29 protein-coding genes are annotated in these 26,690 nt (G+C 70.9%); 19 read left to right on the top strand and 10 right to left on the bottom strand.

Annotated elements, in window-relative coordinates; all coding sequences use genetic code 11:
• Together VLG41_RS11810 and VLG41_RS11805 are read right to left on the bottom strand one after the other, a co-directional pair.
• Window positions 1-963 (bottom strand): MBL fold metallo-hydrolase (locus VLG41_RS11810; RefSeq protein ID WP_325349597.1); only part of this gene is annotated, 963 nt, incomplete at its 3' end.
• Window positions 964-1,048: 85 nt separating this feature from the next.
• Window positions 1,049-1,660 carry a TetR/AcrR family transcriptional regulator gene (locus VLG41_RS11805; protein ID WP_009516734.1) on the bottom strand — a complete coding sequence of 204 codons (612 nt, stop codon included), beginning with the start codon at window positions 1,658-1,660 and terminating at the stop codon, window positions 1,049-1,051.
• Window positions 1,661-1,694: 34 nt separating this feature from the next.
• On the opposite strand from VLG41_RS11805, the gene VLG41_RS11800 reads away from it, so the two are divergent.
• Complete coding sequence (locus VLG41_RS11800; RefSeq protein WP_325349596.1) at window positions 1,695-2,069, top strand: TfoX/Sxy family protein; 375 nt, start codon at window positions 1,695-1,697, stop codon at window positions 2,067-2,069.
• Here VLG41_RS11800 and VLG41_RS11795 read toward each other — a convergent pair.
• Window positions 2,055-2,516: a DUF2917 domain-containing protein gene (locus VLG41_RS11795; protein ID WP_325349595.1), complete on the bottom strand. Its 462-nt coding sequence runs from the start codon at window positions 2,514-2,516 to the stop codon at window positions 2,055-2,057. The genes VLG41_RS11800 and VLG41_RS11795 overlap by 15 nt on opposite strands.
• Window positions 2,517-2,630: 114 nt before the next feature.
• Between VLG41_RS11795 and VLG41_RS11790 the strand changes: the two genes are divergently transcribed.
• Both VLG41_RS11790 and VLG41_RS11785 read left to right on the top strand, forming a co-directional pair.
• A complete protein-coding gene (locus tag VLG41_RS11790; RefSeq protein ID WP_325349594.1) occupies window positions 2,631-3,656 on the top strand; it encodes a LysR substrate-binding domain-containing protein in 1,026 nt (341 codons plus the stop codon).
• 103 nt (window positions 3,657-3,759) lie between these two features.
• Complete coding sequence (locus VLG41_RS11785) at window positions 3,760-4,668, top strand: DMT family transporter (RefSeq protein ID WP_325349593.1); 909 nt, start codon at window positions 3,760-3,762, stop codon at window positions 4,666-4,668.
• Window positions 4,669-4,728: 60 nt separating this feature from the next.
• Here the strand turns inward: VLG41_RS11785 and VLG41_RS11780 are convergent, their stop codons facing one another.
• Window positions 4,729-5,379, bottom strand: a complete 651-nt coding sequence (locus VLG41_RS11780) for a 5-formyltetrahydrofolate cyclo-ligase (RefSeq protein ID WP_325349592.1) — start codon at window positions 5,377-5,379, stop codon at window positions 4,729-4,731.
• A 51-nt stretch (window positions 5,380-5,430) separates the two neighbouring features.
• Between VLG41_RS11780 and VLG41_RS11775 the strand changes: the two genes are divergently transcribed.
• The 10 genes from VLG41_RS11775 to VLG41_RS11730 all read left to right on the top strand — a co-directional run bounded on the left by VLG41_RS11775 (window position 5,431) and on the right by VLG41_RS11730 (window position 16,408).
• Window positions 5,431-7,431, top strand: a complete 2,001-nt coding sequence (locus VLG41_RS11775) for a lytic transglycosylase domain-containing protein (protein WP_414652490.1) — start codon at window positions 5,431-5,433, stop codon at window positions 7,429-7,431.
• A 26-nt stretch (window positions 7,432-7,457) separates the two neighbouring features.
• Window positions 7,458-8,411 (top strand): complex I NDUFA9 subunit family protein, encoded by a 954-nt coding sequence (locus VLG41_RS11770; protein WP_325349590.1) that lies wholly within the window; start codon window positions 7,458-7,460, stop codon window positions 8,409-8,411.
• Window positions 8,412-8,512: 101 nt separating this feature from the next.
• Window positions 8,513-8,824, top strand: a complete 312-nt coding sequence (locus tag VLG41_RS11765; protein WP_325349589.1) for a metal-sensitive transcriptional regulator — start codon at window positions 8,513-8,515, stop codon at window positions 8,822-8,824.
• A 112-nt stretch (window positions 8,825-8,936) separates the two neighbouring features.
• On the top strand, window positions 8,937-9,635 hold the full coding sequence (locus tag VLG41_RS11760; protein ID WP_325349588.1) for a glutathione S-transferase family protein: 699 nt from the start codon (window positions 8,937-8,939) through the stop codon (window positions 9,633-9,635).
• Between the two features lie 57 nt (window positions 9,636-9,692).
• Window positions 9,693-10,883: a multifunctional CCA tRNA nucleotidyl transferase/2'3'-cyclic phosphodiesterase/2'nucleotidase/phosphatase gene (locus VLG41_RS11755; protein WP_325349587.1), complete on the top strand. Its 1,191-nt coding sequence runs from the start codon at window positions 9,693-9,695 to the stop codon at window positions 10,881-10,883.
• A 102-nt stretch (window positions 10,884-10,985) separates the two neighbouring features.
• Entirely contained in the window at window positions 10,986-11,720 is a 735-nt protein-coding gene (gene otsB, locus VLG41_RS11750; RefSeq protein ID WP_325349586.1) for a trehalose-phosphatase, read from the top strand.
• A complete protein-coding gene (locus VLG41_RS11745; protein WP_325349585.1) occupies window positions 11,717-13,546 on the top strand; it encodes a glycoside hydrolase family 15 protein in 1,830 nt (609 codons plus the stop codon). Before otsB ends, VLG41_RS11745 begins: the two co-directional genes overlap by 4 nt.
• On the top strand, window positions 13,543-14,937 hold the full coding sequence (locus tag VLG41_RS11740; RefSeq protein WP_325349584.1) for an alpha,alpha-trehalose-phosphate synthase (UDP-forming): 1,395 nt from the start codon (window positions 13,543-13,545) through the stop codon (window positions 14,935-14,937). The genes VLG41_RS11745 and VLG41_RS11740 overlap by 4 nt, the downstream gene beginning before the upstream one ends.
• On the top strand, window positions 14,934-15,845 hold the full coding sequence (locus VLG41_RS11735) for a mechanosensitive ion channel family protein (protein WP_325349583.1): 912 nt from the start codon (window positions 14,934-14,936) through the stop codon (window positions 15,843-15,845). The genes VLG41_RS11740 and VLG41_RS11735 overlap by 4 nt, the downstream gene beginning before the upstream one ends.
• 134 nt (window positions 15,846-15,979) lie before the next feature.
• Entirely contained in the window at window positions 15,980-16,408 is a 429-nt protein-coding gene (locus VLG41_RS11730; RefSeq protein ID WP_325349582.1) for a hypothetical protein, read from the top strand.
• 13 nt (window positions 16,409-16,421) lie between these two features.
• Here the strand turns inward: VLG41_RS11730 and VLG41_RS11725 are convergent, their stop codons facing one another.
• From VLG41_RS11725 to VLG41_RS11705, 5 genes are all read right to left on the bottom strand, one after another.
• The gene (locus VLG41_RS11725) at window positions 16,422-16,676 is read right to left on the bottom strand and encodes a hypothetical protein (protein WP_325349581.1); all 255 of its coding nucleotides are present in this window, start codon (window positions 16,674-16,676) and stop codon (window positions 16,422-16,424) included.
• A 53-nt stretch (window positions 16,677-16,729) separates the two neighbouring features.
• Entirely contained in the window at window positions 16,730-17,713 is a 984-nt protein-coding gene (locus tag VLG41_RS11720; protein ID WP_325349580.1) for a glucokinase, read from the bottom strand.
• 37 nt (window positions 17,714-17,750) lie between these two features.
• Window positions 17,751-18,197, bottom strand: a complete 447-nt coding sequence (gene trxC, locus VLG41_RS11715; RefSeq protein WP_325349579.1) for a thioredoxin TrxC — start codon at window positions 18,195-18,197, stop codon at window positions 17,751-17,753.
• Between the two features lie 72 nt (window positions 18,198-18,269).
• Window positions 18,270-18,464, bottom strand: a complete 195-nt coding sequence (locus VLG41_RS11710) for a DUF2905 family protein (protein ID WP_325349578.1) — start codon at window positions 18,462-18,464, stop codon at window positions 18,270-18,272.
• A 12-nt stretch (window positions 18,465-18,476) separates the two neighbouring features.
• The gene (locus VLG41_RS11705; protein ID WP_325349577.1) at window positions 18,477-19,619 is read right to left on the bottom strand and encodes a class I SAM-dependent methyltransferase; all 1,143 of its coding nucleotides are present in this window, start codon (window positions 19,617-19,619) and stop codon (window positions 18,477-18,479) included.
• Here VLG41_RS11705 and VLG41_RS11700 point away from each other — a divergent pair.
• From VLG41_RS11700 to VLG41_RS11685, 4 genes are read left to right on the top strand one after another with little or no spacing between them, the layout of a single operon-like run.
• Entirely contained in the window at window positions 19,618-20,394 is a 777-nt protein-coding gene (locus tag VLG41_RS11700; RefSeq protein ID WP_325349576.1) for an SDR family oxidoreductase, read from the top strand. The two genes, VLG41_RS11705 and VLG41_RS11700, sit on opposite strands and share 2 nt — an antisense overlap.
• Before the next feature lie 7 nt (window positions 20,395-20,401).
• Complete coding sequence (locus tag VLG41_RS11695) at window positions 20,402-20,776, top strand: dihydroneopterin aldolase (protein WP_070400359.1); 375 nt, start codon at window positions 20,402-20,404, stop codon at window positions 20,774-20,776.
• A 10-nt stretch (window positions 20,777-20,786) separates the two neighbouring features.
• Window positions 20,787-21,719 (top strand): tRNA 2-thiocytidine(32) synthetase TtcA, encoded by a 933-nt coding sequence (ttcA, locus tag VLG41_RS11690; RefSeq protein ID WP_325349575.1) that lies wholly within the window; start codon window positions 20,787-20,789, stop codon window positions 21,717-21,719.
• A gap of 38 nt (window positions 21,720-21,757) precedes the next feature.
• A complete protein-coding gene (locus VLG41_RS11685; protein ID WP_325349574.1) occupies window positions 21,758-22,423 on the top strand; it encodes a DUF4136 domain-containing protein in 666 nt (221 codons plus the stop codon).
• 19 nt (window positions 22,424-22,442) lie between these two features.
• Here the strand turns inward: VLG41_RS11685 and VLG41_RS11680 are convergent, their stop codons facing one another.
• Window positions 22,443-24,809, bottom strand: coding sequence for a hybrid sensor histidine kinase/response regulator (locus VLG41_RS11680; RefSeq protein WP_325349573.1), 2,367 nt, complete (start codon window positions 24,807-24,809; stop codon window positions 22,443-22,445).
• A gap of 63 nt (window positions 24,810-24,872) precedes the next feature.
• Between VLG41_RS11680 and VLG41_RS11675 the strand changes: the two genes are divergently transcribed.
• Both VLG41_RS11675 and VLG41_RS11670 read left to right on the top strand, forming a co-directional pair.
• The gene (locus VLG41_RS11675) at window positions 24,873-25,523 is read left to right on the top strand and encodes a histidine phosphatase family protein (RefSeq protein ID WP_325349572.1); all 651 of its coding nucleotides are present in this window, start codon (window positions 24,873-24,875) and stop codon (window positions 25,521-25,523) included.
• Window positions 25,507-26,652, top strand: coding sequence for a DSD1 family PLP-dependent enzyme (locus VLG41_RS11670; protein WP_325349571.1), 1,146 nt, complete (start codon window positions 25,507-25,509; stop codon window positions 26,650-26,652). Before VLG41_RS11675 ends, VLG41_RS11670 begins: the two co-directional genes overlap by 17 nt.
• The last annotated feature ends 38 nt before the right edge of the window (window positions 26,653-26,690 follow it).

Raw genomic sequence — 26,690 nt, 5'->3', positions numbered from 1 at the left:
CCACATCTCCTTGTCCCGCTCCGCCGTCCAGATGCGCGGGTTCTTGATGCCTTTGGCTTCGTCGTAGGCGCGGCTCACGTCGAAGGGCAGGCAGTGTTCGTAGATGAAGACGTGGCCGAAGACCGGGTCCATGCTCTTGCGGGTGTGGGCCATGGCGGCTTTGAGGTCCATGTTGCCGGCCACGGCTTCCTTGCCGGCCTGGAACAGGGTGGTGACCCAGCGCTGGGTGTAGTCCAGCGCCTTGTTCACGTCGGCATTGCCTTTCATGGCCTCGCCGCGGCCGGGCACGATGGCCTCGGCCTTGAGCGCGCGCAGGGCTTCGAGCGTGGCGGGCCATTCCTCGAGCTGGGCGTCGCCGGTGTAGACACCCGCCTCGTACTCGACGAGATCGCCGCTGAACAGCACCTTCTCGTCTTCCACCCAGGCGATGGTGTCGCCGCGCGTGTGGCCCTGGCCAGGGTGCCAGATCTCGACCTTCACGCCACCCAGGTCCACCGTCAGCGAGCCCTGGCGGCCGGGCTTGCCGTCGCCGATGACCATCGTCGGCCAGGTCAGGCCGGGCACGCTGTCGGCGCCACGGAACAGGCGCGGGAAACGCTCCATCTCGCTCTGCATGTCCTCGGCACCGCGCTCGACGATGAGCTCGTAGGTGCCGCGGCTGGCGATGACCTCGGTGGCCCCTTCGGCCACGTAGGCGCTGGCGCCCAGCACGCGCACCGCGTGGTAGTGGGTGAGCAACACGTACTTGATGGGCTTGTCGCTGACCTCGCGGATGCGCGCGATCAGGTCCTGCGCCATGGCGGGCGTGGCCGTGGCGTCGCTGACCATGATGAACTTCTCGCCAATGATCACGCCCGAATTCGGGTCGCCTTCGGCGGTGTAGGCCCAGCAGTGCGGGCTGAGCTGTTCGAAGGTGATCTTCTTGTCCTGCAGGTCGGCTTGGGAGGCGAAGGCTTTGCTCATGGGGGTCTGTCTCCGGTGGGGAAGCGAGAATTTTAACTAATCGAAACTCGTTTCATATACGTAAACGCCAGAAATCCCCTTCGAGTCACTCGGGCCGACGGCCGGCCAGGCCGCCTTCCAGCACCGCCACCACCTCCTCGGCGAAGCCGGCGTAGCTCATGGGGCCGCCGGGGCGCAGCCAGATGAAGGTCCAGTTGATCATGCCGAACAGCATCATCGTGAGCGCGGCCTGGTTGGTGGGGGTCACGCGCTCGGGGTAGGCGCGCTTGATGAAGCGGGTGAAGGCGGCCACCACGTCGCGCTGGCGGTTGACCACCTGCTCGCGCTGCGCCGGGCCGAGGAACTTGGTGTCGGACACCAGGGCCGCGTGGCGCGTGGCGCTGGTCTCGTACTCGGCCAGGAAGGCGCGCACCAGTTCGCTCAGCGCGTCGCGCTCCGACAGGTTCTTGCGCTGGGCCCGGCCCTCGGCCTCGCCGATGAGGGCGAGCAGGCGCTGGGTGTAGCGGTCCAGCAGGTCGAACAGGATCGCTTCCTTGCTCTCGTAGTAGTGGTAGAGCCGCGCCTTGCTGGTGCCGCAGGCCTTGGCGATGTCGTTCATGCTCGCGGCCGGGAAGCTCTGGCGCGCGAAGCACTGGGCGGCGACGTCGAGGATCTCATCGCGTTTCAAATCGTGGGTAGCTGACTTGGGTCTGGCCATGCGAGGATTCTGCCTCCCACCTTCTCATCCGCCCATGCCCACCGCCCCCGACCCCCTCGTCGAGCACGCCTGTGAACTGCTGTCGCCTCTGGGCCACGTGGTGGCCCGGCGCATGTTCGGCGGCTGGGGCCTGTCGGTGGACGGCATGAACCTGGGGCTGATCGCCTGGAACACGCTCTACCTGAAGGCCAATGCCGAGACCGAGCCGCAGTGGCTGGCGGCGGGCTGCCGGCCCTTCGTCTATGAGGCCAAGGGCAAGGCCATGCGCTTGCACTACTTCACGGCGCCTGAGGAGGCGATGGAGTCGCCTGCGCTCATGCAGCCCTGGGCGCGGCTGGCGCTGCAGGCCGCGGTGGCCGCGCGCGCGCCGCGCAAGAAGGCCCCGAAGAAAACCTCAAGGCGGGTTTGATTCGAAGCGCGAGAGCACGCGGCCGCGGCCGGCGACGAGGAACTCGGTGTAACCGAGCACGCCGCGCAGCAGGCGCCCGAAGGCCAGTGTGGCCTGGCCCAGCGCGGTGGCCAGCTCGCGGGAGGGCGCGACCACTTCGCGCGAGAAGCGTTGCGGTCGCGCCTCGGCCTGGGGGATGACGGCCCAGTCGAAGCGCAGCGCCTCGCCGCGGATCCAGGGCTCCATCACCAGATGGGCGCCGGCCGGCACGAACAGCGATTCGCCGGCGCGCAACACGTGGTCGCCCAGGCCGTCGGGCTGGTGCGGCAGGTTGAGCGTGACCCAGGCGCGGCCGGTGGTGACGATCAGGCGGCTGTCTTCGGCGGGACGCAGGCTGATGGCCCGGTGGGCGCCGACGACGAAGCCGCGACGCTGGGAGGTTGATGCCGATTCGGAACGGGTTTCCATGGGGTTTCTCCATGCACCAGGGGGTATTGGCGCGGATGTCATCGTCGGGCTTGGTGTGCAACACGTCCAATGAAAGCCGGCTAAGCTATTGATTCGTTCACCGCATCAATCGTCATGAGCCTGACACCCCGCCACCCCCGCACCCGGCCCATCGGCATGGGCCACCTGCGCGCCTTCGAAGCGGTGGCACGGCACCTGAACTTCCGCGCCGCGGCCGAGGAGCTGTCGCTCACGCAAAGCGCGGTGAGCCGACAGATCCAGGCGCTGGAGGACGAGGTGGGCGCCTCGCTGTTCCTGCGCCACACGCGCGCGGTGGAACTCACCAGCGCGGGTTCCATGCTGCTGCGCGCCGCCGGCACGGCGCTGGAGCGCGTGGACAACACCGTGCGCCAGATCCGCCAGAGCGCGGGGCGCAAGAGCGTGGCCATCACCACCTGGGCCTCCTTCGCCTCCATGTGGCTGATCCCGCGCCTGGAGGCCTTCCAGCGCGACCACCCCGACATCGACATCCGCATCGACGCCACCGACTCGGCGGTGGACCTGGCCACGGCCGACGTGGACATGGCGCTGCGCTACGCGGTGCCGCAGGCGGTGCCGCCGGGTGCCATCCGCCTGTTCGGCGAGAAGCTCACGCCCGTGGCCAGCCCCTGGCTGCTGCAGAGCCATCCCATCCAGCGCATCGAAGACCTGGCGGGCTGCTCGCTCATCGAGGCGGGCGACGCGCACCGCACGCGCCACCTGGAGTGGCTCACCTGGCAGCGCTGGCTGGAGCACTTCGCGGGCCCCGAGACCGCGCCGCGCGGGCGCAAGGCGGCCAGCAGCAAGCCGCGCCTGAACCCGCAGCGCTGGCTGTACTTCAACTACGCGCAGCAGATCGTGCAGGCCGCCGTCATCGGCCAGGGCGTGGCGCTGGCGCGCCTGCCGCTGGTGGCCGAAAGCCTGGCCAGCGGCGCGCTGGTCGAGCCGCTGCCTCACACGCGCATCGACTCACCCCTGGTGTATTGGCTGGTGATGGCGCCGCGCAGCGAGCACCGACCCGAGGTGAAGGCCTTCGCCGATTGGTTGCTGGGCCAGGCCGCCGCCACGCGCGAGGCGATCGGCGATGTGCCGGATCCCGACACGGTTGATCAAATTGACTAACCCCCCGCGCCGCCTTCGGCGTCACCCCCCAGGGGGCGGCGCCTGCGGCCCGGCAAAGCCGGTTCCGCGGCACCCTCGCACTTAACGCTCTTCGCTCCCACACATGTCCTCACCCAGCAACGGCAACCTGCGCAGCATCGTTGCCATGCTCATCGCCGTGGGCTTCTTCGCGCTCATGGACGCGGTGCTCAAGACGCTCGCGGCGCGTTACCCAGCGCTGCAGATCGCCGCGCTGCGCGGCCTCACCGCGCTGCCGCTGGTGCTGGTCTACATCGCCTGGCGCGGCACCTGGCACACGGTGCTGCGCGCGCGCTGGCCGCTGCACGCGCTGCGCGGCGTGCTGGGCATCGCCATGCTCACGCTGTTCACCATGGGCGTGCGCACGCTGCCGCTGTCGGCCGCGTACACGCTGTTCTTCATCGCGCCGCTGCTGATCACGGCGCTGTCGGTGCCGGTGCTGAAGGAACGCGTGCCGGCCGCGCACTGGTGGGCCATCGCAGCGGGCTTCGGGGGGGTGCTCATCGCACTGCGCCCCAGCGGCGCCGACCTGCAGTCCGGTCTGGTCACCGCCGGCGGCCTAGCCATCCTGGGCGCGGCGCTGTGTTATGCCGTGGCCGCCGTGGCGGGCCGCCTGGCCAGCCGCACCGACACCAGCGAGTCGCTGATCCTCACCATGATGCTGTCCATGGCCGTGGGCGCGGGTCTGCTCGCGTTGCCGAACTGGCTGCCCATCGCGCGCGCCGACCTGCCGCTGCTGCTGGCGCTGGCGATCACGGGCTTCTGCGGTCAGCTCGCCATCACCGAAGCCTTCCGCCACGGCCAGGCGTCCATCGTCGCGCCGTTCGAGTACAGCGCGCTCGCCTGGGGCCTGGGGCTGGACTGGCTGATCTGGCAGGCCCTGCCGGGCCCGCACACCTGGCTGGGTGCGGCGGTCGTGGTCGGCAGCGGGCTCTACCTGATCCGGCGCGAGCGGCGCATCAGCGAGGTGCACGCCAGCGCGGAGCACCCCTGAGCAGGCGATCGATTCAACCCCCGGGGGCAGCGGCCCGCACGGCGGCGGAGCGCGGGCGCCTCAGCTCACGGGCCAGGCGACCCCTTTGTCGCACAGCACCGCGTCCAGCGGCACGTCGTGCGGCTCGGGCCGCAGCAAGGGCAGGAAGGCGAAGTCATAACCCAGGCCCACGGTGAACGGCTTGGGCCGCAGCGTGGCCAGCGTGCGGTCGTAGAAACCGCCGCCGTAACCCAGCCGGTAGCCACCCGGACCGTAGCCCACGCAGGGCACGAAGATCAGCGTGGGGTGCACGATCTCGGTGTCCTTGGGCTTGGGGATGCCGTAGGCGTCCTCCTCCATCGGGCAGCCCGGGTACCAGGTGTAGAAGGTCAGGGTCTTGTCGATCTTGTTCACCACCGGCAGGCCAATGCGGCGGTGGCGCTGCTGGCCTTGCGCGTCTTCCTCCAGCCCGGCCTCCTGCCAGCGGAACAACGCGGGCAGCGGGTCGAACTCGCCCTTGATGGGCCAGTAGGCCCCGATGATGGTGTCGGGGCGGTTCACCAGCCACACGCGCATCACCCGTTGCAACTGATCGTTTCGCCACAGGCGATCGGACAGGCGCTGGCGCTTGTCCACCAGCGCCTTTCGCCACTGCGCCTTCTGCTCGCCGGGCGAACCGCCGGCCGTCTTGTGCACGGGTGAAGGGGAACTCTGGCCGTCGTTGCTGTCCATAATCGGCTGTACGTCACGAAGGTCGATATGCAGGGATTTCGCAAGCGCTGGATGGCGCGTTTCGCGGCCCGCCCCGCTCCCGGGGCGCGGCTCATTATGGCGGCGCTGCTGCTGCCGTCGCTGGCGTGGACGCAGACCGCCGCGCCCGACCAGACCGTGCTGTCCATGAGCGAAGCCTCCCGACGCGGCCAGGCCAGCGAACTCACCCGCCTGTTGCCCGCCGCGCGCGGCCATGTGCTGGAGCCTCTCGCGCGCTACTGGGAGATGCGCGCGCGCCTGGACTCCGCGCCCGCCACCGAGATCCGCGCCGCGCTCGACGCCATGGCCGGCACCTACTGGGAAGACCGCCTGCGCAACGACTGGCTGCTGCAGCTCGGCAAGAACCGCGACTGGGCGCGCTTCGAGACCGAGCGCCCGCTGTTCCGCATGAACGACGACCGCCAGATCACCTGTTACACGGTGATGCTCGACGCCGCCGGCAGCCGCCTGCCGCCCGAGGTGGCGGCCGAGCGCGTGCGCGAACTCTGGCTGGCGCAGCGCGACGCGGACGACGGCTGCGCCACCGCCGCGCAGGCGCTGCTGGCCAGTGGCCACCTGCGCCCCGCCGTGGCCTGGCAGCGCGCGCGCTTGATGATGGAAGTGGGCCGCGGCCGCGCGGCCACCCAGGCGGTGGGGCTGGTGCAGCCCGAAGCGGTGTCCACGGTGGACGCCATCGCGGCGAACCCCGCGAAATACCTCGACGAAAAAATCACCGCCATCCGCCCGCGCACCAAGGAACTGGTCACCCTGGCCATCATCCGCCTGGCCTCGCAAGACCCGGTGCTGGCGGCCGGCGAGCTCGACAGCCTCAAGTGGCGCGCCCAGCTCACGGCCGAGGAGCGCGGCTGGCTCTGGGGCGTGATCGGCAAGCGCTCGGCGCAGCGCCTGCAGGCCGAGGCGCTGTCGTACTTCGCCAAGGGCGAGTTGCGCTTCATGACCGACGACCACCTGGCCTGGATGGCGCGCGCCGGCCTGCGCCTGGGTCGCTGGGACGCGGTGCGCGACGCCATCTACGCCATGAGTCCCGCGCAGCGCGGCGAGATCGGCTGGACCTACTGGCGCGCGCGCTCGATCGAGGCCTTGCAGGAGCCCGATGCCAGCGTGGCGCGCGCCCAGGCGCGCGAGATCTACGAGGCCATCGCCTCGCCGCGCGACTTCCACGGCATGCTGGCCATGGAGTCGCTGGGTCTGCCGATCGTGGCGCCCGCGCCGCCCGAGCCGCTGACGGCCGAGGAGCGCCGCGCCGCCGAGCAGAACCCCGGCCTGCGCCGCGCGCTCGCAGCCATCCGCCTGGGCCTGCGCGGCGAAGGTGTGCGTGAGTGGAACTACCAGGTGGCCCTGCACACGCCCGGCGGCATGCCCGACCGCGAGCTGCTCGCCGCCGCCGACCTGGCCTGCCGCGAGCAGTTGTGGGACCGCTGCATCAACACCAGCCAGCGCACACGCGAGGCCATCGACATGCAGCAGCGCTTCCCCACCCCGCACCGCGAGCAGGTGGTGGCGCGCACGCGCGACATCGGCCTCGACCCGGCCTATGTCTACGGCCTCATCCGCCAGGAAAGCCGCTTCGTGGTGGAGGCGCGCTCGCACGTCGGCGCCTCCGGCCTGATGCAGGTGATGCCCGCCACGGCGCGCTGGACGGCGCGCAAGATCGGCCTGAGCGATTTCCGCCCGCACCACATCAACGAGCGCGACACCAACATCCAGATCGGCACCGCCTACCTGAAGTTCGCGCTCGACGACTTCGAGGGCTCGCTGCCGCTGGCCGCCGCGGCCTACAACGCCGGCCCCTCGCGCGCCCGCGCCTGGCGCAACGGCCCCGTGCTGCCCGGCGAGGTCTGGGCCGAGAACATTCCCTTCGAGGAAACGCGCGACTACGTGCAGCGCGTGCTGACCAACACTGTGAACTACGCGGCGCTCATGAGCGGCGCGCCGCAGTCGCTGCGCCAGCGGCTGGGCAGCGTGGGACCGCGCAGCGGGGCCGCGCCCGCCGAAAACACCGAACTACCCTAGGGAGCCCGCGCTCCAGGAGGTGCGTCATGAAGAAGGTCCTCGTGCTCGGCGGCACCGGCTTCGTCGGCCGCCACGTCTGCGAAAAGCTGCAGCGGCGCGGCTGGCACATCACGGTGCCCACGCGCCAGATCGCCAAGGCCAACGCCGTGCTGCCCCTGCCGCGCGTGACGGTGGTGCAAGCCGACGTGCACGACCCGCGCCAGTTGCTGCGCCTCATGGAAGGACAGGACGCGGTGGTCAATCTGGTGGCCATCCTGCACGGCAATGAAGAGGCCTTCGAGCGTGTGCACGTGGAGCTGCCCCTGGCCATCGCCGAGGCCTGCCTGGCCGACGCGGCCTGCCGGCTGGTGCACGTGAGCGCGCTGGGCGCCTCGGCCGACGGCCCCTCCCTGTACCAGCGCAGCAAGGCGCGCGGCGAAGAGGTGCTGCGCGCCACCGGTCTGGCGCTCACCCTGCTGCGCCCCAGCGTCATCTTCGGCCGGGGCGACCACTTCCTCAACCTGTTCGCCCGGCTGCAGCGCGTCTCGCCCGTCATGCCGCTGGCCGGCGCCGACGCGCGCCTGCAGCCGGTTTGGGTGGAAGACGTGGCCGAGGCGATCGCGGTCTGCCTGGACGAGGACGCCATCGGACGCGCCAGCATCGGCCGCACCATTGAGTGCGCGGGGCCCGAGGTGCTCACGCTGCGCGAGCTGGTGCGGCTCGCGGGCCGGCTCAGCGGCGCCGAGCGCCCGGTGATCGGCCTGCCGCTGGCGGTGGGCCGCTGGCAGGCGGCCCTGCTGGAGCTGCTGCCCGGCGAACCGCTCATGAGCCGCGACAACGTCGCCTCGCTGTCCGTGCCCAACGTGGCCAGCGGCACGTTGCCCGGCCTGGACAGCCTGGGCATCACGCCGTCGAGCGTGCACGCCATCGCGCCCACCTACCTCGGCGAGCGCAATGCGCGCACCCGACTACTGCATTTGCGGAAGCAGGTGCGACGTTGATCGGATCTTGATCACGATTGTGTCCGGCGAACTGTACGGGGTTGGTGTTTCGGGGCACACTCGCGCCTCCGAAATGAGTACCTTTCACTGATAGGTGGACCATGACCCAGCACGACGGCCTTTCGCACCCCCCCCGCCACGCCGGCCTGCCGCGCAACGAGAGCCAGCGCGACGTGGTCAACCGCCTCAAGCGCATCGAGGGGCAGATCCGCGGGCTCATCGACATGGTGCAGACCGAGCGCTCCTGCGAGGAGGTGGCCCAGCAGATGGCCGCCGCCCGCAAGGCCATGGACAAGGCCTTCTACCGCATGATGGCCTGTTCGCTGATGGAGGCCGTGGCCGAATCCGCCGTGGAAGGTTCGGCCATGCGCGACGTGGAACGCTCCACGCGCATCCTCGAAAAATACGCCTGAGCGATCCGCAGACAAAAGCATTCATGAACGGCCCGCATCCATCGGGCCGCTTTTTCGCATGGATCGCGGCGCCGCGCGGGCCTAGGATGCGGTCTTCTCACGGAGACCCCCCATGCCCCTGCAACTGTTCATCGGCAACAAGAATTACTCGTCCTGGTCCATGCGCCCCTGGGTGCTCATGCGCCAGGCCGCCATCCCCTTTGAAGAGGTCCTGATCCGCTTCGACTCATTCGAGGCCGACTCCGATTTCAAGCGGCGCGCCAAAGCCGTCAACCCCCTCGGCAAGGTGCCGGCCCTGGTCGACGACGGCTTCGCGGTCTGGGACTCCCTGGCCATCGCCGAGTACCTGGCCGAGCGTTTCCCCGAGAAAGGGCTCTGGCCCGCCGATGCCCGCCAACGCGCCCGCGCGCGCAGCGTCTGCGCCGAGATGCACAGCGGCTTCTCGGCGCTGCGCAACCACTGCCCCATGAACATCGAAGCCTCGCTGCCCGACACCGGCGCCCTGCTCTGGCGCGACCAGGCCGGCCTGCGCGCCGACGTCGCCCGCATCGAGGCCATGTGGGGCGAGCTGCTCGCCGCACAGCCCGCGCACGGCCTGCTGTTCGGCGGCTTCACCATCGCCGACGCCTTCTTCGCGCCGGTCTGCACGCGCATCCGCACCTATGGGCTGCCGGTGTCCGACGCGGTGCGCGCCTACGTCGATCGTGTGCTCGCGCTGCCCGGCGTCAAGGCCTGGATCGACGACGCGCTCGCGGAGCGCGATTTCATCGACTTCGACGAACCCTACCGCCTGCGCCCGGCGACACGCTGATACGAAACAGCCCCCGCGCCGCATGGTGGGCGCAGCCCCGCCGCCTACACTCGCCGCATGCAGATCTATCTGGTGGGCGGCGCGGTGCGCGACGCTCTGATGGTGCGCGAACTGGGCTTGCCGGCCCCCGCGCAGGCCGACCGCGACTGGGTCGTCGTCGGCGCCACGCCCGAGGCCATGGTGGCCGAAGGCTATGAGCCCGTGGGACGCGACTTCCCCGTCTTCCTGCACCCGCAGACACGCGAGGAACACGCACTGGCGCGCACCGAGCGCAAGACCGCGCCCGGCTACCACGGCTTCGCCTTCCACGCCGCGCCCGACGTCACGCTGGAGCAGGATCTGGCGCGCCGCGACCTCACCATCAACGCCATGGCCGTGGCCGCCGAGGACGCCGGCCACCCGGAGAGCGCCCCGCTGATCGACCCCTGGGGCGGCCTGGCCGACCTGCGCGCGCGCACGCTGCGCCACGTCACCGAGGCCTTCGCCGAAGACCCGGTGCGCATCCTGCGGCTGGCGCGCTTTCGCGCGCGCTGGCCGGGCTTCGGCATCGCGCCCGAGACCGAGGCCCTGATGCGCGCCATGGTCGAGCGCGGCGAGGTCGACCACCTGGTGCCCGAGCGCGTGTGGCAAGAACTTTCTCGCGGCCTGATGGAAGCGCGGCCCGGACGCATGGTCGAAACGCTGCGCGACTGTGGTGCCCTGGCCCGTTTGCTGCCGCCGTCCGTGCGCGCACAGGTGGATGCCCTGCCCCCGAGCCTGCCCGGCGAAACCGACGCCCAGGCGCTGTTCACCGACGCGCCGCTGTCGGTGCGCTGGGCCTGGCTCGTGGCCGGACTGGACGGCGCGGCGCAGCAGGCGCTGGGTGCGCACTGGCGCGTGCCCAACGCCCTGCAGGAACTGGCCCAGATCGCGCAGCGCGAGCGCGCCGACTGGCCCGCGCCCGAGGCGCTGGACGCCGCCGAGGCGCTGCGGCGTCTGCAGCGCTGCGACGCCCTGCGCAAGCCCGCGCGCTGCCGCGAACTGCTCCGGGTGATCGACGGCGAGGCCCTGAGCGAGGCCGATGGCGGTGCGGCGGTGCGGCGCAGCACCCGGCGCCTGGAGCGGGCGCTGCAGTCCCTGCTGGCCTTCGATTCCGCCGGCGCGGTGCGCCAGGCCCAGGCCGATGGCGCGCAGGGCGAGCAGATAAGTGAGCGCCTACACACCGCTCGCCTCCAGCATTTGCTGCACTGCGATATCTGGAACGACTGAGACCGGCCGCGTCAAGCACCGGCGCAGTCTCTCACCCAGCGGCTGGGACAAAGCCGTCATGGCTTGCCCTGCGGCCCCGGCCTGGGGTACGGTCTCGGGCTGATGACGACGCTGCCCACTCTGTCGGCCCACGGGTCGGCACTGTTTCTGGACTTCGACGGCACCCTGGCCGAACTGGCCAGCCGACCCGATGCGGTGCGGATCCCTCCCGACCTGCCGAGCCTGCTCGATGCGCTGCACGAGCGCTTGGGGGGAGCGCTCGCGCTGATCACCGGCCGCGCGCGCGGCGACCTGCAGCGCTGGCTGCCGGTGCAGCACTGGCCCGGCGCCTTCGAGCACGGCGCGCTGCGCGTCGGCGCCGATGGCATCGACCGGCTCGCCGTGACGCCCGACCTGGGCCCGGTGGTGATGGCCGTGCAACCCTTCGCCGCCCGCCACCCGGCGCTGCTGCTGGAGGTCAAGCAGACCGCACTGGCCCTGCACTACCGCCTGGCGCCTGAGCTGGGCGCAGCCTGCGTGGCCCTGCTGGAACAGGCCGTGGCCGAACACCCCGGCCTGCGGCTGCTGCACGGCAAGGCCGTGGTTGAGGTGAAGGCCGCGCACACCAGCAAGGGCGCGGCCATCGATTGCTTCATGCGCGAGCCGCCGTTCGTGGGCCGCCGGCCCGTGTTCGCGGGCGACGATGTGACGGACGAGGACGGTTTCACGGTGGTGCAATCGCACGGCGGCGATGGCCTCAAGGTGGGTGATGGCCCGAGCATCGCCCGCCTGCGCTGCGAGAGCCCGCAGGCCCTGCGCGACTGGTTGCGACAACAGATCGAAGAGGTGAAGCCATGACGACCCCCGCCAGCGGATTCGCATCGCCCGAGCCGGCCTCGCTGCACATGGGCGTGATCGGCAACTGCACCATCAGCGCGCTGATCGACGCGCGCGCGCGTGTCGTATGGAGCTGCATGCCGCGCTTCGACGCCGACCCGGTGTTCTGCTCCCTGCTGGGCGGCGCCGATGGCGCGAGCGGCTCCTGGGCGATCGAACTCGAGGACCTGGCCGAGACGCGCCAGCGCTACGAGCCCAACACCGCCGTGCTGGTGACCGAACTGTGGGACCGCCACGGCCAGGGCCTGCAGGTCACCGACTTCGCGCCGCGCTTCGCCTCGCGGGGGCGCTTCTTCCGGCCCATGCAGATCACGCGGCGCGTGCGCGCGCTCAAGGGCACGCCGCGCATCCGCGTGCACCTGGCGCCGCGCTTCGAATGGGGGGCACGAGCGCCGACCATCACCTCGGGCAGCAACCACGTGCGCTACGTGGGCGACCACCTCACGCTGCGGCTGTACACCGATGCGCCCATCAGCCACGTGCTATCGGGCGAGCCCTTCCTGCTGGTGCACGAGCACAACTTCCTGCTCGGCCCCGACGAAACCATCGCGGGCAGCGTGAGCGACGTGGCGCGCCACTTCGAGCAGGAAACGCGCGCCTACTGGCGCACCTGGAGCCAGCGCCTGGCGCTGCCGCTGGAGTGGCAGGACGCGGTGATCCGCGCGGCCATCACGCTCAAGCTCTCGCTGTTCGAGGACACCGGCGCCATCGTCGCCGCCATGACCACCAGCATCCCCGAGGCGGCGCACACCCAGCGCAACTGGGACTACCGCTACTGCTGGCTGCGCGATGCCTTCTTCGTGGTGCGGGCGCTCAACAGCCTGTCCGAGATCGGCACCATGGAGGACTACCTGCGCTGGCTCTCCGACGTGGTGGTGGGCAGCGCACGCCATGACAGCAGCGGGCACGTGCAGCCCCTCTTCGGTGTGGGGCTGGAACGCCATTTGCCGGAGCGCATCGTCGACTCCCTGCCCGGCTACCGCGGCATGGGTCCCGTGCGCGTGGGCAACCAGGCGCAGGAACACTTCCAGCACGACGTGTACGGCAACATCGTTCTCGCGTCCTCGCAGGCCTTCCACGACCACCGGCTGCTGCACCCGCCGGGGCGGGCCGAATTCGAGCGGCTGGAAGCCGTGGGCGAGCACGCCCGGCGCGTGTTCGACCAGCCCGACGCGGGCATGTGGGAGCTGCGCACCCGCGCGCGCGTGCACACCTCGTCCGCGCTGATGAACTGGGCCGCCTGCGACCGCCTCGCCAAGATCGCGCGCACCCTGCACCTGCCCGAGCGCGCGGCCTACTGGGCCGGCCACGCGCAGGGCATGCGCGAGCGCATCCTGAACGAGTCCTGGAGCGAGGAGCGCCAGGCCTTCGCCGAAAGCTTTGGCGGCCGCGATCTGGACGCCAGCGTGTTGCTGATGGCCGAGGTCGGCTTCATCGACCCGAAGGACCCGCGCTTCCTCTCCACGCTGCAGGCGCTGGAGACCCACCTGTGCGACGGCCCGTACATGCGCCGCTACGAGGCGCCCGACGACTTCGGCAAGCCCGAGGTGGCCTTCAACATCTGTACCTTCTGGCGCATCGACGCGCTCTCGCGCACCGGCCGCGTGCGCGAAGCGCGCGAGGTGTTCGAGGCCATGCTGGCGGTGCGCAATCCGCTGGGTCTGCTGTCGGAGGACACGCACGCCACCACCGGCGAGATGTGGGGCAACTTCCCGCAGACCTACTCGATGGTGGGCCTGATCAACGCAGCGGTGCGGCTGTCGGCCCACTGGGACAGCGTCGTATGAGCCGATTGGTCGTCGTCTCCAACCGCCTCGCCGACCCGCGCAAGGTCGCGGCCGGCGGCCTGGCCGTGGCCCTGGGCCAGGCGCTGGAGGCCAGTGGCGGCGTCTGGTTCGGCTGGAGCGGGCGCATCGTCGAGAACGGCACGCCGGGCCAGGGCGAGGTCACCCGCCAGCAGGCCGGCGCGGTGCAACTGTTCACCCTGGACCTGTGCCGCGAGGACCACGACAGCTACTACCTGAACTACAGCAGCGGCGTGCTGTGGCCGGTGCTGCACTACCGGCTCGACCTGGCCAACTTCGACGCCAACGGCATCACCGGTTACCGGCGCGTGAACCAGCTGTTCGCGCAGAAGCTCAAGGCCCTGCTGCGGCCCGACGACATCATCTGGGTGCACGACTACCACCTGATCCCGCTGGCCGCCGAGCTGCGCGCCATGGGCTGCGAGCAGCGCATGGGCTTCTTCCTGCACGTGCCGCTGCCACCGCCGCTGATCCTGGCCGCGCTGCCCGAACACGACTGGCTCATGCGTTCGCTCTTCGCCTACGACCTGGTGGGCCTGCAGAGCCAGGCCGATGTGACGCACTTCGAGCGCTACGCCAGCGACGAGCTGCAGGCCCAGTGGGTGGGCGAGCACGGCTGGAACGCCTTCGGCAAGACCCTGCAGGTACGCGCCTTTCCCATCGGCATCGACGTGGACGAGTTCCAGGCCCTGGCCAACGGCAAGGACGCGCGGGACATGTTCGACCAGTTGCGCCGCGAGTACGCGCGCCGCCGCCTGCTGGTGGGTGTGGAGCGCATGGACTATTCCAAGGGCCTGCCGCAGCGGCTCAAGGCCTTTCGCACCCTGCTGCAGAACTACCCCGAGAACCAGGGCAGCGCCACGCTGATCCAGATCGCCTCGCCGAGCCGCGAGTCGGTGGACGCCTACGCCGCGCTGCGCGCCGAACTCGAAAGCCTCTCGGGCGCCATCAACGGCGAGCACGGCGAGCTCGACTGGATGCCGCTGCGCTACATCCACCGCAACGTGGCGCGCCGGCGCCTGCCGGGGCTGTACCGCGCGGCCTCGGTGGCGCTGGTCACGCCGCTGCGCGACGGCATGAACCTGGTGGCCAAGGAGTTCATCGCGGCGCAGGACCCGGACGACCCGGGCGTGCTGGTGCTCTCGCGCTTCGCCGGCGCGGCCGAACAGCTGCCCGAGGCCCTGCTGGTCAACCCCTACGACATGGCCCGCACCGCCGAGACCATTCAACGCGCGCTGCAGATGCCGCTGGCCGAGCGCCAGCAGCGCCACCAGGCCCTGCTGGCGCGACTGCGCGCGCAGGACGTGCACTGGTGGCGCGAGAGCTTCCTGCGCGCCTTGCAAGAGACACCGGACACGGAGAAAGCCCCATGAATCAGAACCTCATCGACGTCGCCGCCGGCTGGTGGCAGGGACTGGGCAGTGTCGCCACCAGCGGGCTGCGCATCGTGCTCATCCTGGCCATGGCCTGGGTCGTGGTCGGCGTCGCCGGGCGCGCCATCCGCCTGCTGCGCGACCGCATCGCCGGCCAGCTCGACGACGACCGCGAAGCGATCAAGCGCGCCCAGACGCTCAGCCGCGTGTTCCGCTACCTCGTGGTGGTGGTGGTCAGCCTCATCACCGGCATGCTGGTGCTGGGCGAACTGGGCGTGTCGGTGGCGCCCATCCTCGGCGCCGCCGGTGTCGTCGGCCTGGCCGTGGGCTTTGGCGCGCAGAGTCTGGTGAAGGACTACTTCACCGGCTTCTTCCTGCTGCTGGAGAACCAGATCCGCCAGGGCGACGTGGTGCAGCTCGGCAGTCACTCCGGCGTGGTCGAGGAGGTGACCTTGCGCTACGTGCAACTGCGCGACTACGACGGCAACGTGCACTACGTGCCCAACGGCGAGATCACCACGGTGGTCAACATGACGCGCGGCTTCAGCCAGGCGGTGTGCGACATCGCCGTCTCGGTGCACGAGGACGTGGACGCCGTGGTCCGGGTGATCCGCGAGGTGGCGGCCGAGCTGCGGGCCGACGAGGCTTTCAGCGCGCGCATCCTGGCCGACCTGGAGGTGGCCGGCGTCGAACGCTGGGACAACGCCTCGGTGGTGATCCGTTGCCGCTTCCGCACGCTGCCCATCGAGCAGTGGGGCGTCAAGCGCGAGTTCTTGCGCCGGCTCAAGGGCGCCTTCGTCGCGCGCGGCATCCGCCTGCCCTACCCTAACCTCACGGTGCACGCCGACGCCGAGGCCGCCAACGCGGCCAGCCTGCGCGAGGCGGCGGCCGCGGCGGCGACGCGCTGAGCGACCACTGGCGCTCACGACCGTTACCGGCTGTTGCGTCCGATTGCCCGAGCGCGGCAGGCGAGATTGCCCAACGGGCTTGGCCCCACGCGGGTCCTCGGTGCACCATGGCCCTCCAACCGCCGGAGGCCACCATGTCCTCGATCAACCCGCTCAACCCGCCCCTCGCCGAGGGCATCCGGCGCCTGGGGTTTCGCAAGTGGTACGAGCGCGAGCTGCTCTCCAGCCACGCGCACATGGCCCTGGCGGTGCTGGCGGCCGTGGCCATGCTGGCGAGCTTCGAGGCCTTCGCGGGCGCCAGCGCGGGCGAGAAGCTCATGAACACCGCCTTCGTGGTGCTCACCGCCGGCGTCACGCTGTGGGCGCTGCAGCGCTACGTCTACCTGCTGATGCATGCGGAGGAAGTGGCCAACCAGGCCAACTGCCCGCGCTGCCACGCCTACGGGCAGTTGCGCCTGTCGGAGCGGCCCGTGCGGCACACCGCTGAAGAAGAAGGCGCCCGGCGCCTGGTGCCGGTGTGCTGCAAGCGCTGCGCGTTCGAGTGGGACGTGGACGACGGCTGAGCCGCGCGCCCGCTCACATGCCGGCGAACACCGAATCGCTCTCGGCGTGCGCCGAGCCCACGAACACGCGCAGCAGCGGGCCCTGCAGGTCGTGCTCCCACAGCCGGCCCTGGATGGTGAACTGGCGCCCGCCGACGCGAAACACGTCGCCCGGGATGGGCGCGGCGCCATGGCCGCGCCAGTAGTCGGGCACCACCAGTTGCATGCGACGCAGCCAAGCCTGGTCCTCAGGGGTGAAAACGAGCACGGTTCTGAGGGTGGTGGTCATGGGGTCTCCTGTGGGCGCAGCATACGAGTGATCAGGTTAGCGCAAGCGGCGGTTCAGTCCAAGCCATCGAGGCCGCGGGCCGCGCCCAGCAGCGCGGGCGACTCGCGCGCGGTGATCACCCACACCGGAATGGCGCGCAGGTAGCCGCCGAAGCGGCCCTTGTCCTCGAAGCGCTCGCGAAACGGGGAGTTGTCGAACCAGGTGCCCAGGCGCGGCACGATGCCGCCGCCCAGGTACACGCCGCCGCGCGCGCCCAGCGTGAGCGCGAGGTTGCCAGCCACCGAGCCCAGCAGCGCGCAGAACAGGTTGAGCGCCTCCAGCGCCTGTGGCTGGCCGTGCCGCAGCGCGGCCTCGGTCACGTCGGCGGCGCGCTCGATGCCCTGCACGGCGACGCCATCGGCCTCACAGAGGATGCGAAAGCTGTCGAGCAGACCCGCACCGGAGCACACGCGCTCGGCCGAGGCGCGGCCGTAGCGGGCCGCGAGCGCGTCCATCAGCAGGCGTTCGCGCGGCGTGGCCGCCGGCAGCGTGACGTGGCCGCCCTCGCCCTCCAGGGGCGCCCAGCCGCCGTCGCCGCACGGCAGCAGGCCGGACACGCCCAGGCCCGTGCCGGCGCCCAGCAGCGCGCGCGCGGCGCGTGGCACGGGCTGTCCGCCACCGATCTGGCGCAGATCGGCGTCCGGCAGCACCGGCAAGGCCAGCGCCAGCGCGGTGAAGTCGTTGAGCACGCGCAGGCGGTCCCAGCCCATGGCCTCGCGCAGCGCGCGCTGCGAGAAGGCCCAGTGGTGGTTGGTCATGCGCACCTCGTCGCCCGTGACGGGGTTGGCGATGGCGATGGCCGCCGCGCGCACCGTGCGCGGCGCCAGGTCCGCGAGGTAAGCGCGCAGCGCGTCCTGCACGCCGGGGTAGTCGGCCACGGGCAGCACGCGGATGTCGCTCAAGGGCTCGCCGGGCGCGGACTGAAAAGCGAAGCGGGCGTTGGTGCCGCCGATGTCGGCCAGCAGGCGGCCGCTGGCGCGTGCGGGGGTGTCGCTCATGGCGACGGATGATAGGCCGAGCGCCGGTGAACCCGGCTCAACGCGGCAGATGGCCGCGCGCCCAGCGAACGATGTCCGCCGCGCCCATGGCGCCGGGCTGACGGGCGATTTCCCGGCCACCGGAGAACAAGGCCAGCGTGGGGATGCTGCGGATGTTCATGGCCGCCGACAGCGCGGGCGCCTCTTCGGTGTTGAGCTTCACCAGCCGCACGCGCGGCTCGAGTTCGCGCGCCGCCGCTTCGAACTGCGGCGCCATCGTGCGGCAGGGGCCGCACCAGGGCGCCCAGAAGTCCACCAGCACCGGCAGGTCCGACTTCTCGATGGTCTTGCGAAACCCGGCCTCGTCCAGCGACACCGGCGCACCCGTGAACAGCGCCCGGTGGCAGCGGCCGCAATCGGGCGCGCTGCCCAGGGCGTCGGCCGCGAGCCGGTTGGTGGTGCCGCAATGCGGGCAAACGACGTGCAGAGGGGTGGTGGCGTCCATGCCGATCAGATGCTGGCCGTGGGCGCGAATTGCAAGCCCCCGCCAGATACCCGGCCAGCGCCGGCACAGTCCTCAGATCAGATAGCCGATCAGCCCGGCGATGAAGCTCAGGAGCACCGTGCTGGCGAACGGCAGGAACCACTCCCGGCCGAAAGCACGGAAGTGGAAGTCGCCCGGCAGGCGGCCCAGGCCCAGACGGCGCAGCAGCGGCGTGGCCCAGCTGATCAGCAGCAGGGCCAGGAAGATGACGATCATCCAGCGGATCACGCGCCCACCTTCCTAGAGCCGGTGCGTGCGGTCGCCGTGCGCGAAGCCGACCGGTACCCAGCCGGCCCCGCCGCCCGACGGCGTGAGTGCGATGACCTTGAACAGCTCGCCCATCTCGTGCTCGTGCACCAGCATCTGCATGCGCGAGCGCTCGCGCGGATCGGCGCCCTGCGAGAGTTCGACCAGCCCCAGGTTGATGAGGAAGCGCCCCTGGCTGGTGTAGCCGATGACGTCCAGCCCCGCGTCCTGCGCCGCCAGCGCCACGCCCGTGAAGTTCACGTGCGCGGTGATGTCCTTCTCGCCGGGGCGATCCAGCACCTCGTCGTCCACCTGGTGCGCGCGGTGCGCCACCAGCGTGCCCATGTGGCGCTGCGGGTGGTAGTACTCGGCCTCGGGAAAGCCGTAGTCGATGAACAGGGCCACGCCCCGCGCGAGGCGATCGGCGATGGTGCGGATGAAGGCCTCGACCAGCGGGTGCACCTCGGTGCAGTAGTCGTGCTCGCCGGGCACGTCCAGGGGCGGGCGCAGGGTGGTGGGCCGATCCGCCCAGGCGAAGCCATCGCCCGCCCGCACCACCACGCGCTCGTGCCAGACGCCCTCCCGGCGCGCCAGCGGCGTGACGGGAATGGCGTCGAGGACCTCGTTCCCCACCAGCACGCCCTCGATTCGCTCGGGCAAGGTGTCGGCCCAGCGCACGCGATCGCCGCAAGCGGCCAGCCGTTCGCGCTGTCGTTCGCGCAGCTCGCTCGACAGCTCGACGATGGTGTAGCGCGCCACCGGCTGGCCAAGGGCGTCGAGCGCGGCGATGAGCTCGGCCGCGAGCGCGCCGCTGCCGGCGCCGAATTCCCAGACCTCCTGCGTGCCCGTGGCCGCCAGGGCCTGCGCGACCTGGCGGGCCAGTGCGCGGGCGAACAGCGGCGTAAGTTCGGGCGCGGTGACGAAATCGCTGCCCTGCGACGGGAAGTGGCCGAACTTGGGCGTGCCCGCCGCGTAGTAGCCGAAGCCCGGCTCGTACAGCGCCATGCTCATGAAGCGCTCGAAAGACAGCTGCCCCCCCGCCGCGTCGATGGCCGCGAAAATGCGGGCCGTCAGGGGGCTGGCTACACTCCCGGGCTGGTTCACGGATGCGGTGTTCACGCGCCGATTGTCACCCATGCCCTCTTCGCACACGCCTCGCATCGCGCTGGTCACCGGCGCCGGCCGGCGCCTGGGCCGGGAGATCGCGATCTCCCTCGCGAGGGCCGGCTGGAACGTGGCCGTGCACCACCGCCACTCGCTGCACGAGGCGCGCCAGACCGCCGCCGATTGCGAGGCCGCCAGCGGGCGCGCCGACAGCGCCCACACCTTCTTCGCCGACCTCTCCGACGAAGCCAGCGTGCGCGCGCTGCTGCCCGCCGTGGCGGCGCGCTTCGGCGCGGTGGACGCGGTCATCAACAGCGCCTCCACCTTCGAGCACGACAGCGCCGGCAGCTTCGACTTCGCCACCATGGAAGCCCACCTGCGCGCCAACACCGGCGCGCCCGTGCTGCTGGCACAGGCCCTGCACGCGCACCTGGCCGAGCGCGACGCGCGCGGCGTGGTGGTGAACCTGCTCGACCAGAAGCTGTGGAACATGAACCCCGACTTCTTCAGCTACACCCTGTCCAAGGCGGCGCTGGAAGCGGCCAACACCATGCTGGCGCTGGCCCTGGCGCCGCGCGTGCGGGTGGTGGGCGTGGCGCCAGGGCTCACGCTCACCAGCCACCTGCTCACCGACGAGAAGTTCCAGCAACTGCACCAGCAGTCGCCGCTGGGCCGCTCGTCCACCCCGGCCGACGTGGCCGCCGCCGTGGCCTTCGCGCTGGACAACGGCTCCATCACCGGCACCACGCTGCTGGTGGACGGCGGCCAGCACCTGATGCGCTTCGAGCGCGACTTCTCCCTCATGTGAGGACCGCATGATCCCCACGACCGCCGCCACCCAGATCCTCACCCTCACCGGCCTGCGCTTCGACGCCAACCTGGGCATCCTCGACCGCGAGAAACACGCGCCGCAGCCGATCCAGGTGGACGCCGAATTGAACCAGGGCACGCAGCCCCTGCTGCCCAAGGACGACGACATCACCCACGTGCTCGACTACCGCAAGGTGCGCCAGATCATCATCGACGAGTGCACCGCCGAGCACGTGAACCTGCTGGAGAGCCTGATCGGCAAGCTCACGCGCCGGCTGATGCAACTGCCCGGTGTGATCGGCGTGCGCGTGAAAATCGCCAAGCTGGAGATCTTCGAGGACTGCGAGGTCGCGATCCGCATGGAAAGCGGGCAATGGTGACCCTGAAGGAATGGCAATGAACATCGAACTGGAAAACCACAAGCTCGAGAAGCGCCTGTGCCGCGAGGTCGGCCGCGCCATCGTCGACTACAACATGATCGAGGACGGCGACCGCGTGATGGTCTGCGTCTCGGGCGGCAAGGACAGCTACGGCCTGCTCGACATCCTCATGAAGCTGCAGCAGCGCGCGCCGGTGAACTTCGAGCTGATCGCGGTCAACCTCGACCAGAAGCAACCCGGCTTTCCGGAGCACGTGCTGCCCGAGTACCTGGGCAAGCTCGGCGTGAAGTTCCACATCGAGAACCAGGACACGTATTCCATCGTCAAGCGCGTGATCCCCGAGGGCAAGACGCTGTGCAGCCTGTGCAGCCGGCTGCGCCGCGGCATCCTCTACCGTGTGGCCGACGAGCTCGGCGCCACCAAGATCGCGCTGGGCCACCACCGCGACGACATGCTGCAGACCCTGCTGCTCAACATGTTCTTCGGCGCCAAGCTCAAGGGCATGCCGGCCAAGCTGGTGAGCGACGACGGCAAGCACGTGGTCATCCGCCCGCTGGCCTACGTGCCCGAGAAGGACCTGAGCCGCTGGGCCGAGGTGCGCCAGTTCCCCATCATTCCCTGCACGCTGTGCGGCAGCCAGGAGAACCTGCAGCGCAAGCAGGTGGGCAATCTGCTGCGCGAATGGGAGCACAAGTACCCCGGCCGCGTGGAGAACATGGCCAACGCGCTGCAGAACGTGGTGCCCAGCCACCTGATGGACCGTGCGCTGTTTCCTTTTGAAACCCTGCGGGCGAGCGGCGTGCCGGACGACAACGGCGACAAGGCCTTCGACGACGAGCCCGTGGCCACGCCACCAGCCGCCGCCGAGGCCAGCGAACCCGCTGCGCAAGGGAACCCGGCCGCGCCGCGCACGGTCATACCCATCGCCGCCGAAGCCAGCTGATCGCCAGCCACGAGGGGCTTCAACGCCAGGAGACGTCCATGCCCTCGATCCGCCTTCTCATCCCCGCCCTGGCCGCACTGCTGCTGTCGGGCTGTGCGTCCGTCATCCTGGTCGACAACCAGGTGGAGAGCTTCCCTCGCTGGCAAGACCGTGCGGCCAACGCAGCGGTGCCCGCCCCGCCGCAGATCTACCGGTTCGAGCGCCTGCCGTCACAGCAGCAAGAACAACGCGCCGGGCGCGGCCAGGACGAACTGGAGCGCTACGCCGAGGCCTCGCTGGCCAAGCTGGGCTGGACGCGCGCCGCCGCCAACGTGTCGGCCCCCTGGGCGGTCCAGGTCAATGCCAGCAACGTGCGCCTGCCGCGCGCGCCCTGGGAAGACCCCTGGGACACCTGGGGCTGGGGGCCGTACGGCGGCTACCCCTTCGCCATGCCGGGGCGCGACTACGTCGTCACCGGCTCGGGCCAAGTGATCTTCTTCCCCATGATGGCGCCGCGCTTCGAGACGCCCTACTACCAGCGCACGGTGTCGCTGGTGATCCGCGACGCCGCCAGCGGGCGCGTGGTCTACGAGACGCGCGCCGCGCACGATGGCCGCTGGAACAGCACGCCGGCGCTGTGGACCGCCATGCTCGACGCGGCCTTGCAGGGCTTCCCCGCGCCGCCCACGGGCGTGCGGCAGGTCAACATCGAAGTGCCCCGCTGAACCGCGGCCAGGACGCGATTCAGGCCGGCAGCCGACCGCGCTCCGCGGACTCCAGCAGCGCGCAGATGGCCTGCGCCAGCGCGTCCATGTTGTCCTGCTTGGGCAGCACCTCGCACATACCCAGGGTCTGCGCCTCGGCCACCAGCGCCTCGTTCACGTGGCCGGAGACGATGGCCATCGGCAACGCCGGGCGCCGCTCGCGCGCGGCGCGCGCCACCTCCAGCCCCGACAGCCCCGGCATGTTCTGGTCGGTCACCAGCAGGTCGATCGCCTCGTCGCCATGCGCGGCGAGCCAATCGATCGCGGCCTGGCCCGACTCGAAGGTGGTGACGCGCGCCCCGCGCTTGGTCAGCAGGCGGCGCACCAGGAACACCAGCGCTTCGTAGTCGTCCACGTACACCAGGTGCCGCCCGTCGAGCGTGGGCAGCGCCGCCGCCTCGGGCGCGGCGCCGGGTTCGTCCACCGGCGCGCCGTCGGGCGCCAGCGGCAGGAACACGTCGAAGCGCGTGCCCCGCCCCGGCGCGCTGTCCAAAGCGATGGCCCCCTTGTGCGCCTTCACGATGCCGTGCACCACGGCCAGCCCCAGCCCCGTGCCCGCGCCGGGCGCCTTGGTGGTGAAGAAGGGCTCGAACACGCGCCGCTGCGTTTCGTCGTCCATGCCCGGCCCGTTGTCGGCCACGCTCAGGCAAGCGTAGGCCCCGGGGCTCAGGCCGCCGAGCTGCAGCGCGCGCGCCGCGTCGAGCGCCTCCTCGTGCAGGGCCACGGTGATCTCGCCGGCGCGCCCCTCGAAGGCCTGCCAGGCATTGGTGCACAGGTTCATCAGCACCTGCTGCAGTTGCGTGCCGTCGGCCATCACGGGCAGGGGCGGGCCGTCCAGGCGCAGGTTCAGCCGCACGCCCGCCGGCAGCAGCGTGCGCATCAGGCGCAGGGCCTCCTCCATCAGCGGCAGCAGCAGGCGCCGCTCCATGGTCTGGGCATCGCGCCGGCTGAAGGTGAGGATCTGCTGCACGAGCTGGCGCGCACGGATCGCCGCGCGGTTGATCTCGATCAGGCTTTCCTGCGCGGGGTGATCGGGGCCCACGTCCTCGCGCGCGAGCACGAGGTTGCCCAGGATGGCCGCCAGCAGGTTGTTGAAGTCGTGTGCCACGCCACCGGCCAGCGTACCGATGGCTTCCATCTTCTGGCGCTCGCGCAACTGCGCCTCGAACTGGCGCTGCTGCTCCTCGGCCTGCTTGATCTCGGTGATGTCGGTGTGCGTGCCCACCAGGCGCAGCGGGCGGCCCTGGGCGTCGCGCTGCACCGCGGCGCCGCGCGTGAGCACCCACATCCAGCGCCCGTCGCGCGTGCGGATGCGGTGTTCGTTGCGGTAGACGGGTGTGCGCCCCTCGAAATGCGCCTGCCGCGCGGCGAGCATCCCCGGCACGTCGTCCGGGTGCGTGCGCTCGTCCAGGTCGGCGGCCACGCCGTGGACGTCCTTGCGCGAGTAACCGTACATGGAGAGCAGGCTGTCGGACAGGTACTCCTCGCCCGTCTCCAGGTTCCAGTCCCAGACGCCGTCGCCGGCGCTCTCCAGCGCCATCTTCCACAGCGCCTCGCTGCGGTGTAGGGCCTCCTCCATGCGCTTGAGCTCGGTGATGTCGAGCAGCACGCCCACGCGGTGGATGCCCTCCTTGTCGCGGTAGGCCTCGCAAGAGCGGTTGTGCACCCATTTCTGCTGGCCGTCCGGCGTCACGACGCGGAACTCGCCCGAGAGCACGGCCTTGCCGGTCAGCAGGGCCTGCGTTTCGGCCTGCATGCGCGGGCGCTCGTCGGGGTGCAGCACGCGCGAGATCACGGTCGGGTCTTGCAGGAACACGTCCGGCGACACGCCCAGCAGCTCGCGCACGCCCGAACTCACGTAGCGGTAGCGGCGCGTCCCGTCGTAGTGGATGACCAGCGAGAACACCATGCCGGGGATCTGGTCGGCCAGTGCCTGCATGCGGTCCTGCTGCTCGCGGATGTCGCGCTGCTGCGCCACGCGCTCGGTGATGTCTTCCACCGTGCCTTCGTAGAACAGCACGCCCCCATCGGCGTCGCGCACGATGTGCGCGTTCTCGCTGATCCAGGCGCGCTCGCGCGTCTTGTGTCGGTACACCTCGGAGACGAAGGCGCGAACGAAGCCGTCGCGCTCGAGCAGGTGGCGGAAATCGTCGCGGCGGCGGTGGTCGACGTACCACTCGGTGGCGATGTCGCCGACGCTGGCGATCAGCGCGGCTTCGCTGTCGTAGCCATTGAATCGCACCAGCGCCTCGTTGGCCCGCAGCATGCGCCCATCGGGGGCGCTGCGGTACGCGCCGATGGGCAGGAAATTGAACAGCGAGGAGAAGTCGCCATCGGACGAGGCCATGTAAGACATTGTGTCGCAAGGCCCGGTACATTTCATCCAGACCGACCCCTCTTCCCAAGCACCTTGCAAGTCACCCGCATCCTGGCCGTGCGCCACGGTGAGACCGCCTGGAACCGCGACACGCGCATCCAGGGCCACACCGACATCGACCTCAACGACCACGGCCGCTGGCAGGCCGAACGGCTGGCGCACGCCCTGCGCGACGAGCCCATCACCGCCATCTACAGCAGCGACCTCAAGCGCGCGCGCGTCACCGCCCAGGGGGTGGCCGACACGCACGACCTGCCGGTGCACGCGCACATCGGCCTGCGCGAGCGCAGCTTCGGCCGCTTCGAGGGCCACACCTGGGACGAGCTGGAGCTGCGCTACCCGACCGAGACCCTGGCCTGGCGCAAGCGCATGCCCGACTTCGCGCCGCCCGGCGGCGAGACCCTGCTGCAACTGCGCGAGCGCGTGGTCGACACCGCGCTGGAGCTGGCCGCGCGCCACCCGGGCGAGCAGATCCTGCTGGTGGCGCACGGCGGTGTGCTGGACGTGCTGTACCGCGCCGCCACCCGGCTGGAGCTGCAGGCGCCGCGCAGTTGGCAATTGGCCAACTGCGCCGTCAACCGCCTGCTGTGGTCGCCCGAGGGCCTGGCCCTGGTGGGCTGGGGCGACGTGAGCCACCTGCAGGTGCCGGATGACGAAGGGGTGCTCGATGAGCGCAACGCCTGAACGGTTCCAGGGACTCGTCGGCCAGGGCGTGGCCGCCATCGACACGCCCGCGCTGGTGATCGACCTGGACGCCATGGAGCGCAACCTGCACCGCATGGCCGACTGGTGCCAGGCGCGCGGCCTGCGCCTGCGCCCGCACGCCAAGATGCACAAGTGCGCCGAACTGGCGAAGCTGCAGATGGCGCACGGCGCGGTGGGCGTGTGCGTGCAGAAGACGGGCGAGGCGCTGGCGCTGGCCGCTGCCGGCGTCACGGACGTGTACATCAGCAACGAGGTGGTGGACCCGGCCAAGCTCGCGCGGCTGGCGCGCGCCGTGCGCGTGGGTGGCACGCGTTTCGCCATCGCGGTGGACAGCGCGCTGGGCGTCGAGCGCCTGGCCCATGCCCTGGCCCAGGCCGGCGTGCGAACGCCGGGCGCCATCGACGTGTTCGTGGAGATCGACGTGGGCCATGGCCGCTGCGGCGCGGCACCGGGCGAGCCGGCGCTGGCGCTGGCGCGGGCCGTGGCAGCGCATGCGCCGCTGCGCCTGGCGGGCCTGCAGGCTTACCACGGCACGGCCCAGCACCAGCGCACGCCGCAGGAGCGCGCCGCCACCGTGGCGCGCGCGGCCGAGGCCGTGGCGCGCACGCGCGCGCTCATCGAAGGCGCGGGCCTGGCGGTGCCGCTGGTGACCGGCGCGGGCACCGGCACCTTCGTGCACGAGGCGGCCAGCGGCCAATGGGGCGAACTGCAGGCCGGCTCCTACCTGTTCATGGACGCCGACTACGCCGCCAACACCGCGGACGGCGATTCACCGACGTTCGAGCACGCCCTGTTCGTCAAGGCGCAGGTGATGAGCCGCCCCGAGGGGCGCGCCGTGATCGACGCCGGCCACAAGAGCCACGCCATCGACAGCGGGCTGCCGCGCGTGTGGCTGCCCGAGGGGCTGGACTTCGCCAATGGCGGCGACGAACACGGCGTGCTGCGCGGCGCGGCCCTGCCCGCGCTGGGCGACGCCGTGTGGCTGGTGCCGGGCCACTGCGACCCCACGGTGAACCTGCACGACGCGCTGATCGGCGTGCGCGGTGGGCTGCTGGCGGGCCGCGTGGAACGCGTGCTGCGCGTGGACGCGCGCGGCGCGGTGGACTGAAGCCCTTTCCGGCGGCGACGCGACAAGCCCCTGTGGGG

The sequence above is a fragment of the Hydrogenophaga sp. genome (assembly GCF_035481345.1).
Lineage (GTDB): Bacteria > Pseudomonadota > Gammaproteobacteria > Burkholderiales > Burkholderiaceae_C > Hydrogenophaga.
This window is presented reverse-complemented; position numbering and strand designations above follow the sequence as displayed.

Excerpts from the sequence above, each read along its gene's own strand:
- VLG41_RS11805 (WP_009516734.1), bottom strand. The coding sequence starts at position 1,660 with ATGGCCAGACCCAAGTCAGCTACCCACGATTTGAAACGCGATGAGATC.
- VLG41_RS11800 (WP_325349596.1), top strand. The coding sequence starts at position 1,695 with ATGCCCACCGCCCCCGACCCCCTCGTCGAGCACGCCTGTGAACTGCTG.
- VLG41_RS11795 (WP_325349595.1), bottom strand. The coding sequence starts at position 2,516 with ATGGAAACCCGTTCCGAATCGGCATCAACCTCCCAGCGTCGCGGCTTC.
- VLG41_RS11790 (WP_325349594.1), top strand. The coding sequence starts at position 2,631 with ATGAGCCTGACACCCCGCCACCCCCGCACCCGGCCCATCGGCATGGGC.
- VLG41_RS11785 (WP_325349593.1), top strand. The coding sequence starts at position 3,760 with ATGTCCTCACCCAGCAACGGCAACCTGCGCAGCATCGTTGCCATGCTC.
- VLG41_RS11780 (WP_325349592.1), bottom strand. The coding sequence starts at position 5,379 with ATGGACAGCAACGACGGCCAGAGTTCCCCTTCACCCGTGCACAAGACG.
- VLG41_RS11775 (WP_414652490.1), top strand. The coding sequence starts at position 5,431 with ATGGCGCGTTTCGCGGCCCGCCCCGCTCCCGGGGCGCGGCTCATTATG.
- VLG41_RS11770 (WP_325349590.1), top strand. The coding sequence starts at position 7,458 with ATGAAGAAGGTCCTCGTGCTCGGCGGCACCGGCTTCGTCGGCCGCCAC.
- VLG41_RS11765 (WP_325349589.1), top strand. The coding sequence starts at position 8,513 with ATGACCCAGCACGACGGCCTTTCGCACCCCCCCCGCCACGCCGGCCTG.
- VLG41_RS11760 (WP_325349588.1), top strand. The coding sequence starts at position 8,937 with ATGCCCCTGCAACTGTTCATCGGCAACAAGAATTACTCGTCCTGGTCC.
- VLG41_RS11755 (WP_325349587.1), top strand. The coding sequence starts at position 9,693 with ATGCAGATCTATCTGGTGGGCGGCGCGGTGCGCGACGCTCTGATGGTG.
- otsB (WP_325349586.1), top strand. The coding sequence starts at position 10,986 with ATGACGACGCTGCCCACTCTGTCGGCCCACGGGTCGGCACTGTTTCTG.
- VLG41_RS11745 (WP_325349585.1), top strand. The coding sequence starts at position 11,717 with ATGACGACCCCCGCCAGCGGATTCGCATCGCCCGAGCCGGCCTCGCTG.
- VLG41_RS11740 (WP_325349584.1), top strand. The coding sequence starts at position 13,543 with ATGAGCCGATTGGTCGTCGTCTCCAACCGCCTCGCCGACCCGCGCAAG.
- VLG41_RS11735 (WP_325349583.1), top strand. The coding sequence starts at position 14,934 with ATGAATCAGAACCTCATCGACGTCGCCGCCGGCTGGTGGCAGGGACTG.
- VLG41_RS11730 (WP_325349582.1), top strand. The coding sequence starts at position 15,980 with ATGTCCTCGATCAACCCGCTCAACCCGCCCCTCGCCGAGGGCATCCGG.
- VLG41_RS11725 (WP_325349581.1), bottom strand. The coding sequence starts at position 16,676 with ATGACCACCACCCTCAGAACCGTGCTCGTTTTCACCCCTGAGGACCAG.
- VLG41_RS11720 (WP_325349580.1), bottom strand. The coding sequence starts at position 17,713 with ATGAGCGACACCCCCGCACGCGCCAGCGGCCGCCTGCTGGCCGACATC.
- trxC (WP_325349579.1), bottom strand. The coding sequence starts at position 18,197 with ATGGACGCCACCACCCCTCTGCACGTCGTTTGCCCGCATTGCGGCACC.
- VLG41_RS11700 (WP_325349576.1), top strand. The coding sequence starts at position 19,618 with ATGCCCTCTTCGCACACGCCTCGCATCGCGCTGGTCACCGGCGCCGGC.
- VLG41_RS11705 (WP_325349577.1), bottom strand. The coding sequence starts at position 19,619 with ATGGGTGACAATCGGCGCGTGAACACCGCATCCGTGAACCAGCCCGGG.
- VLG41_RS11695 (WP_070400359.1), top strand. The coding sequence starts at position 20,402 with ATGATCCCCACGACCGCCGCCACCCAGATCCTCACCCTCACCGGCCTG.
- ttcA (WP_325349575.1), top strand. The coding sequence starts at position 20,787 with ATGGCAATGAACATCGAACTGGAAAACCACAAGCTCGAGAAGCGCCTG.
- VLG41_RS11685 (WP_325349574.1), top strand. The coding sequence starts at position 21,758 with ATGCCCTCGATCCGCCTTCTCATCCCCGCCCTGGCCGCACTGCTGCTG.
- VLG41_RS11680 (WP_325349573.1), bottom strand. The coding sequence starts at position 24,809 with ATGGCCTCGTCCGATGGCGACTTCTCCTCGCTGTTCAATTTCCTGCCC.
- VLG41_RS11670 (WP_325349571.1), top strand. The coding sequence starts at position 25,507 with ATGAGCGCAACGCCTGAACGGTTCCAGGGACTCGTCGGCCAGGGCGTG.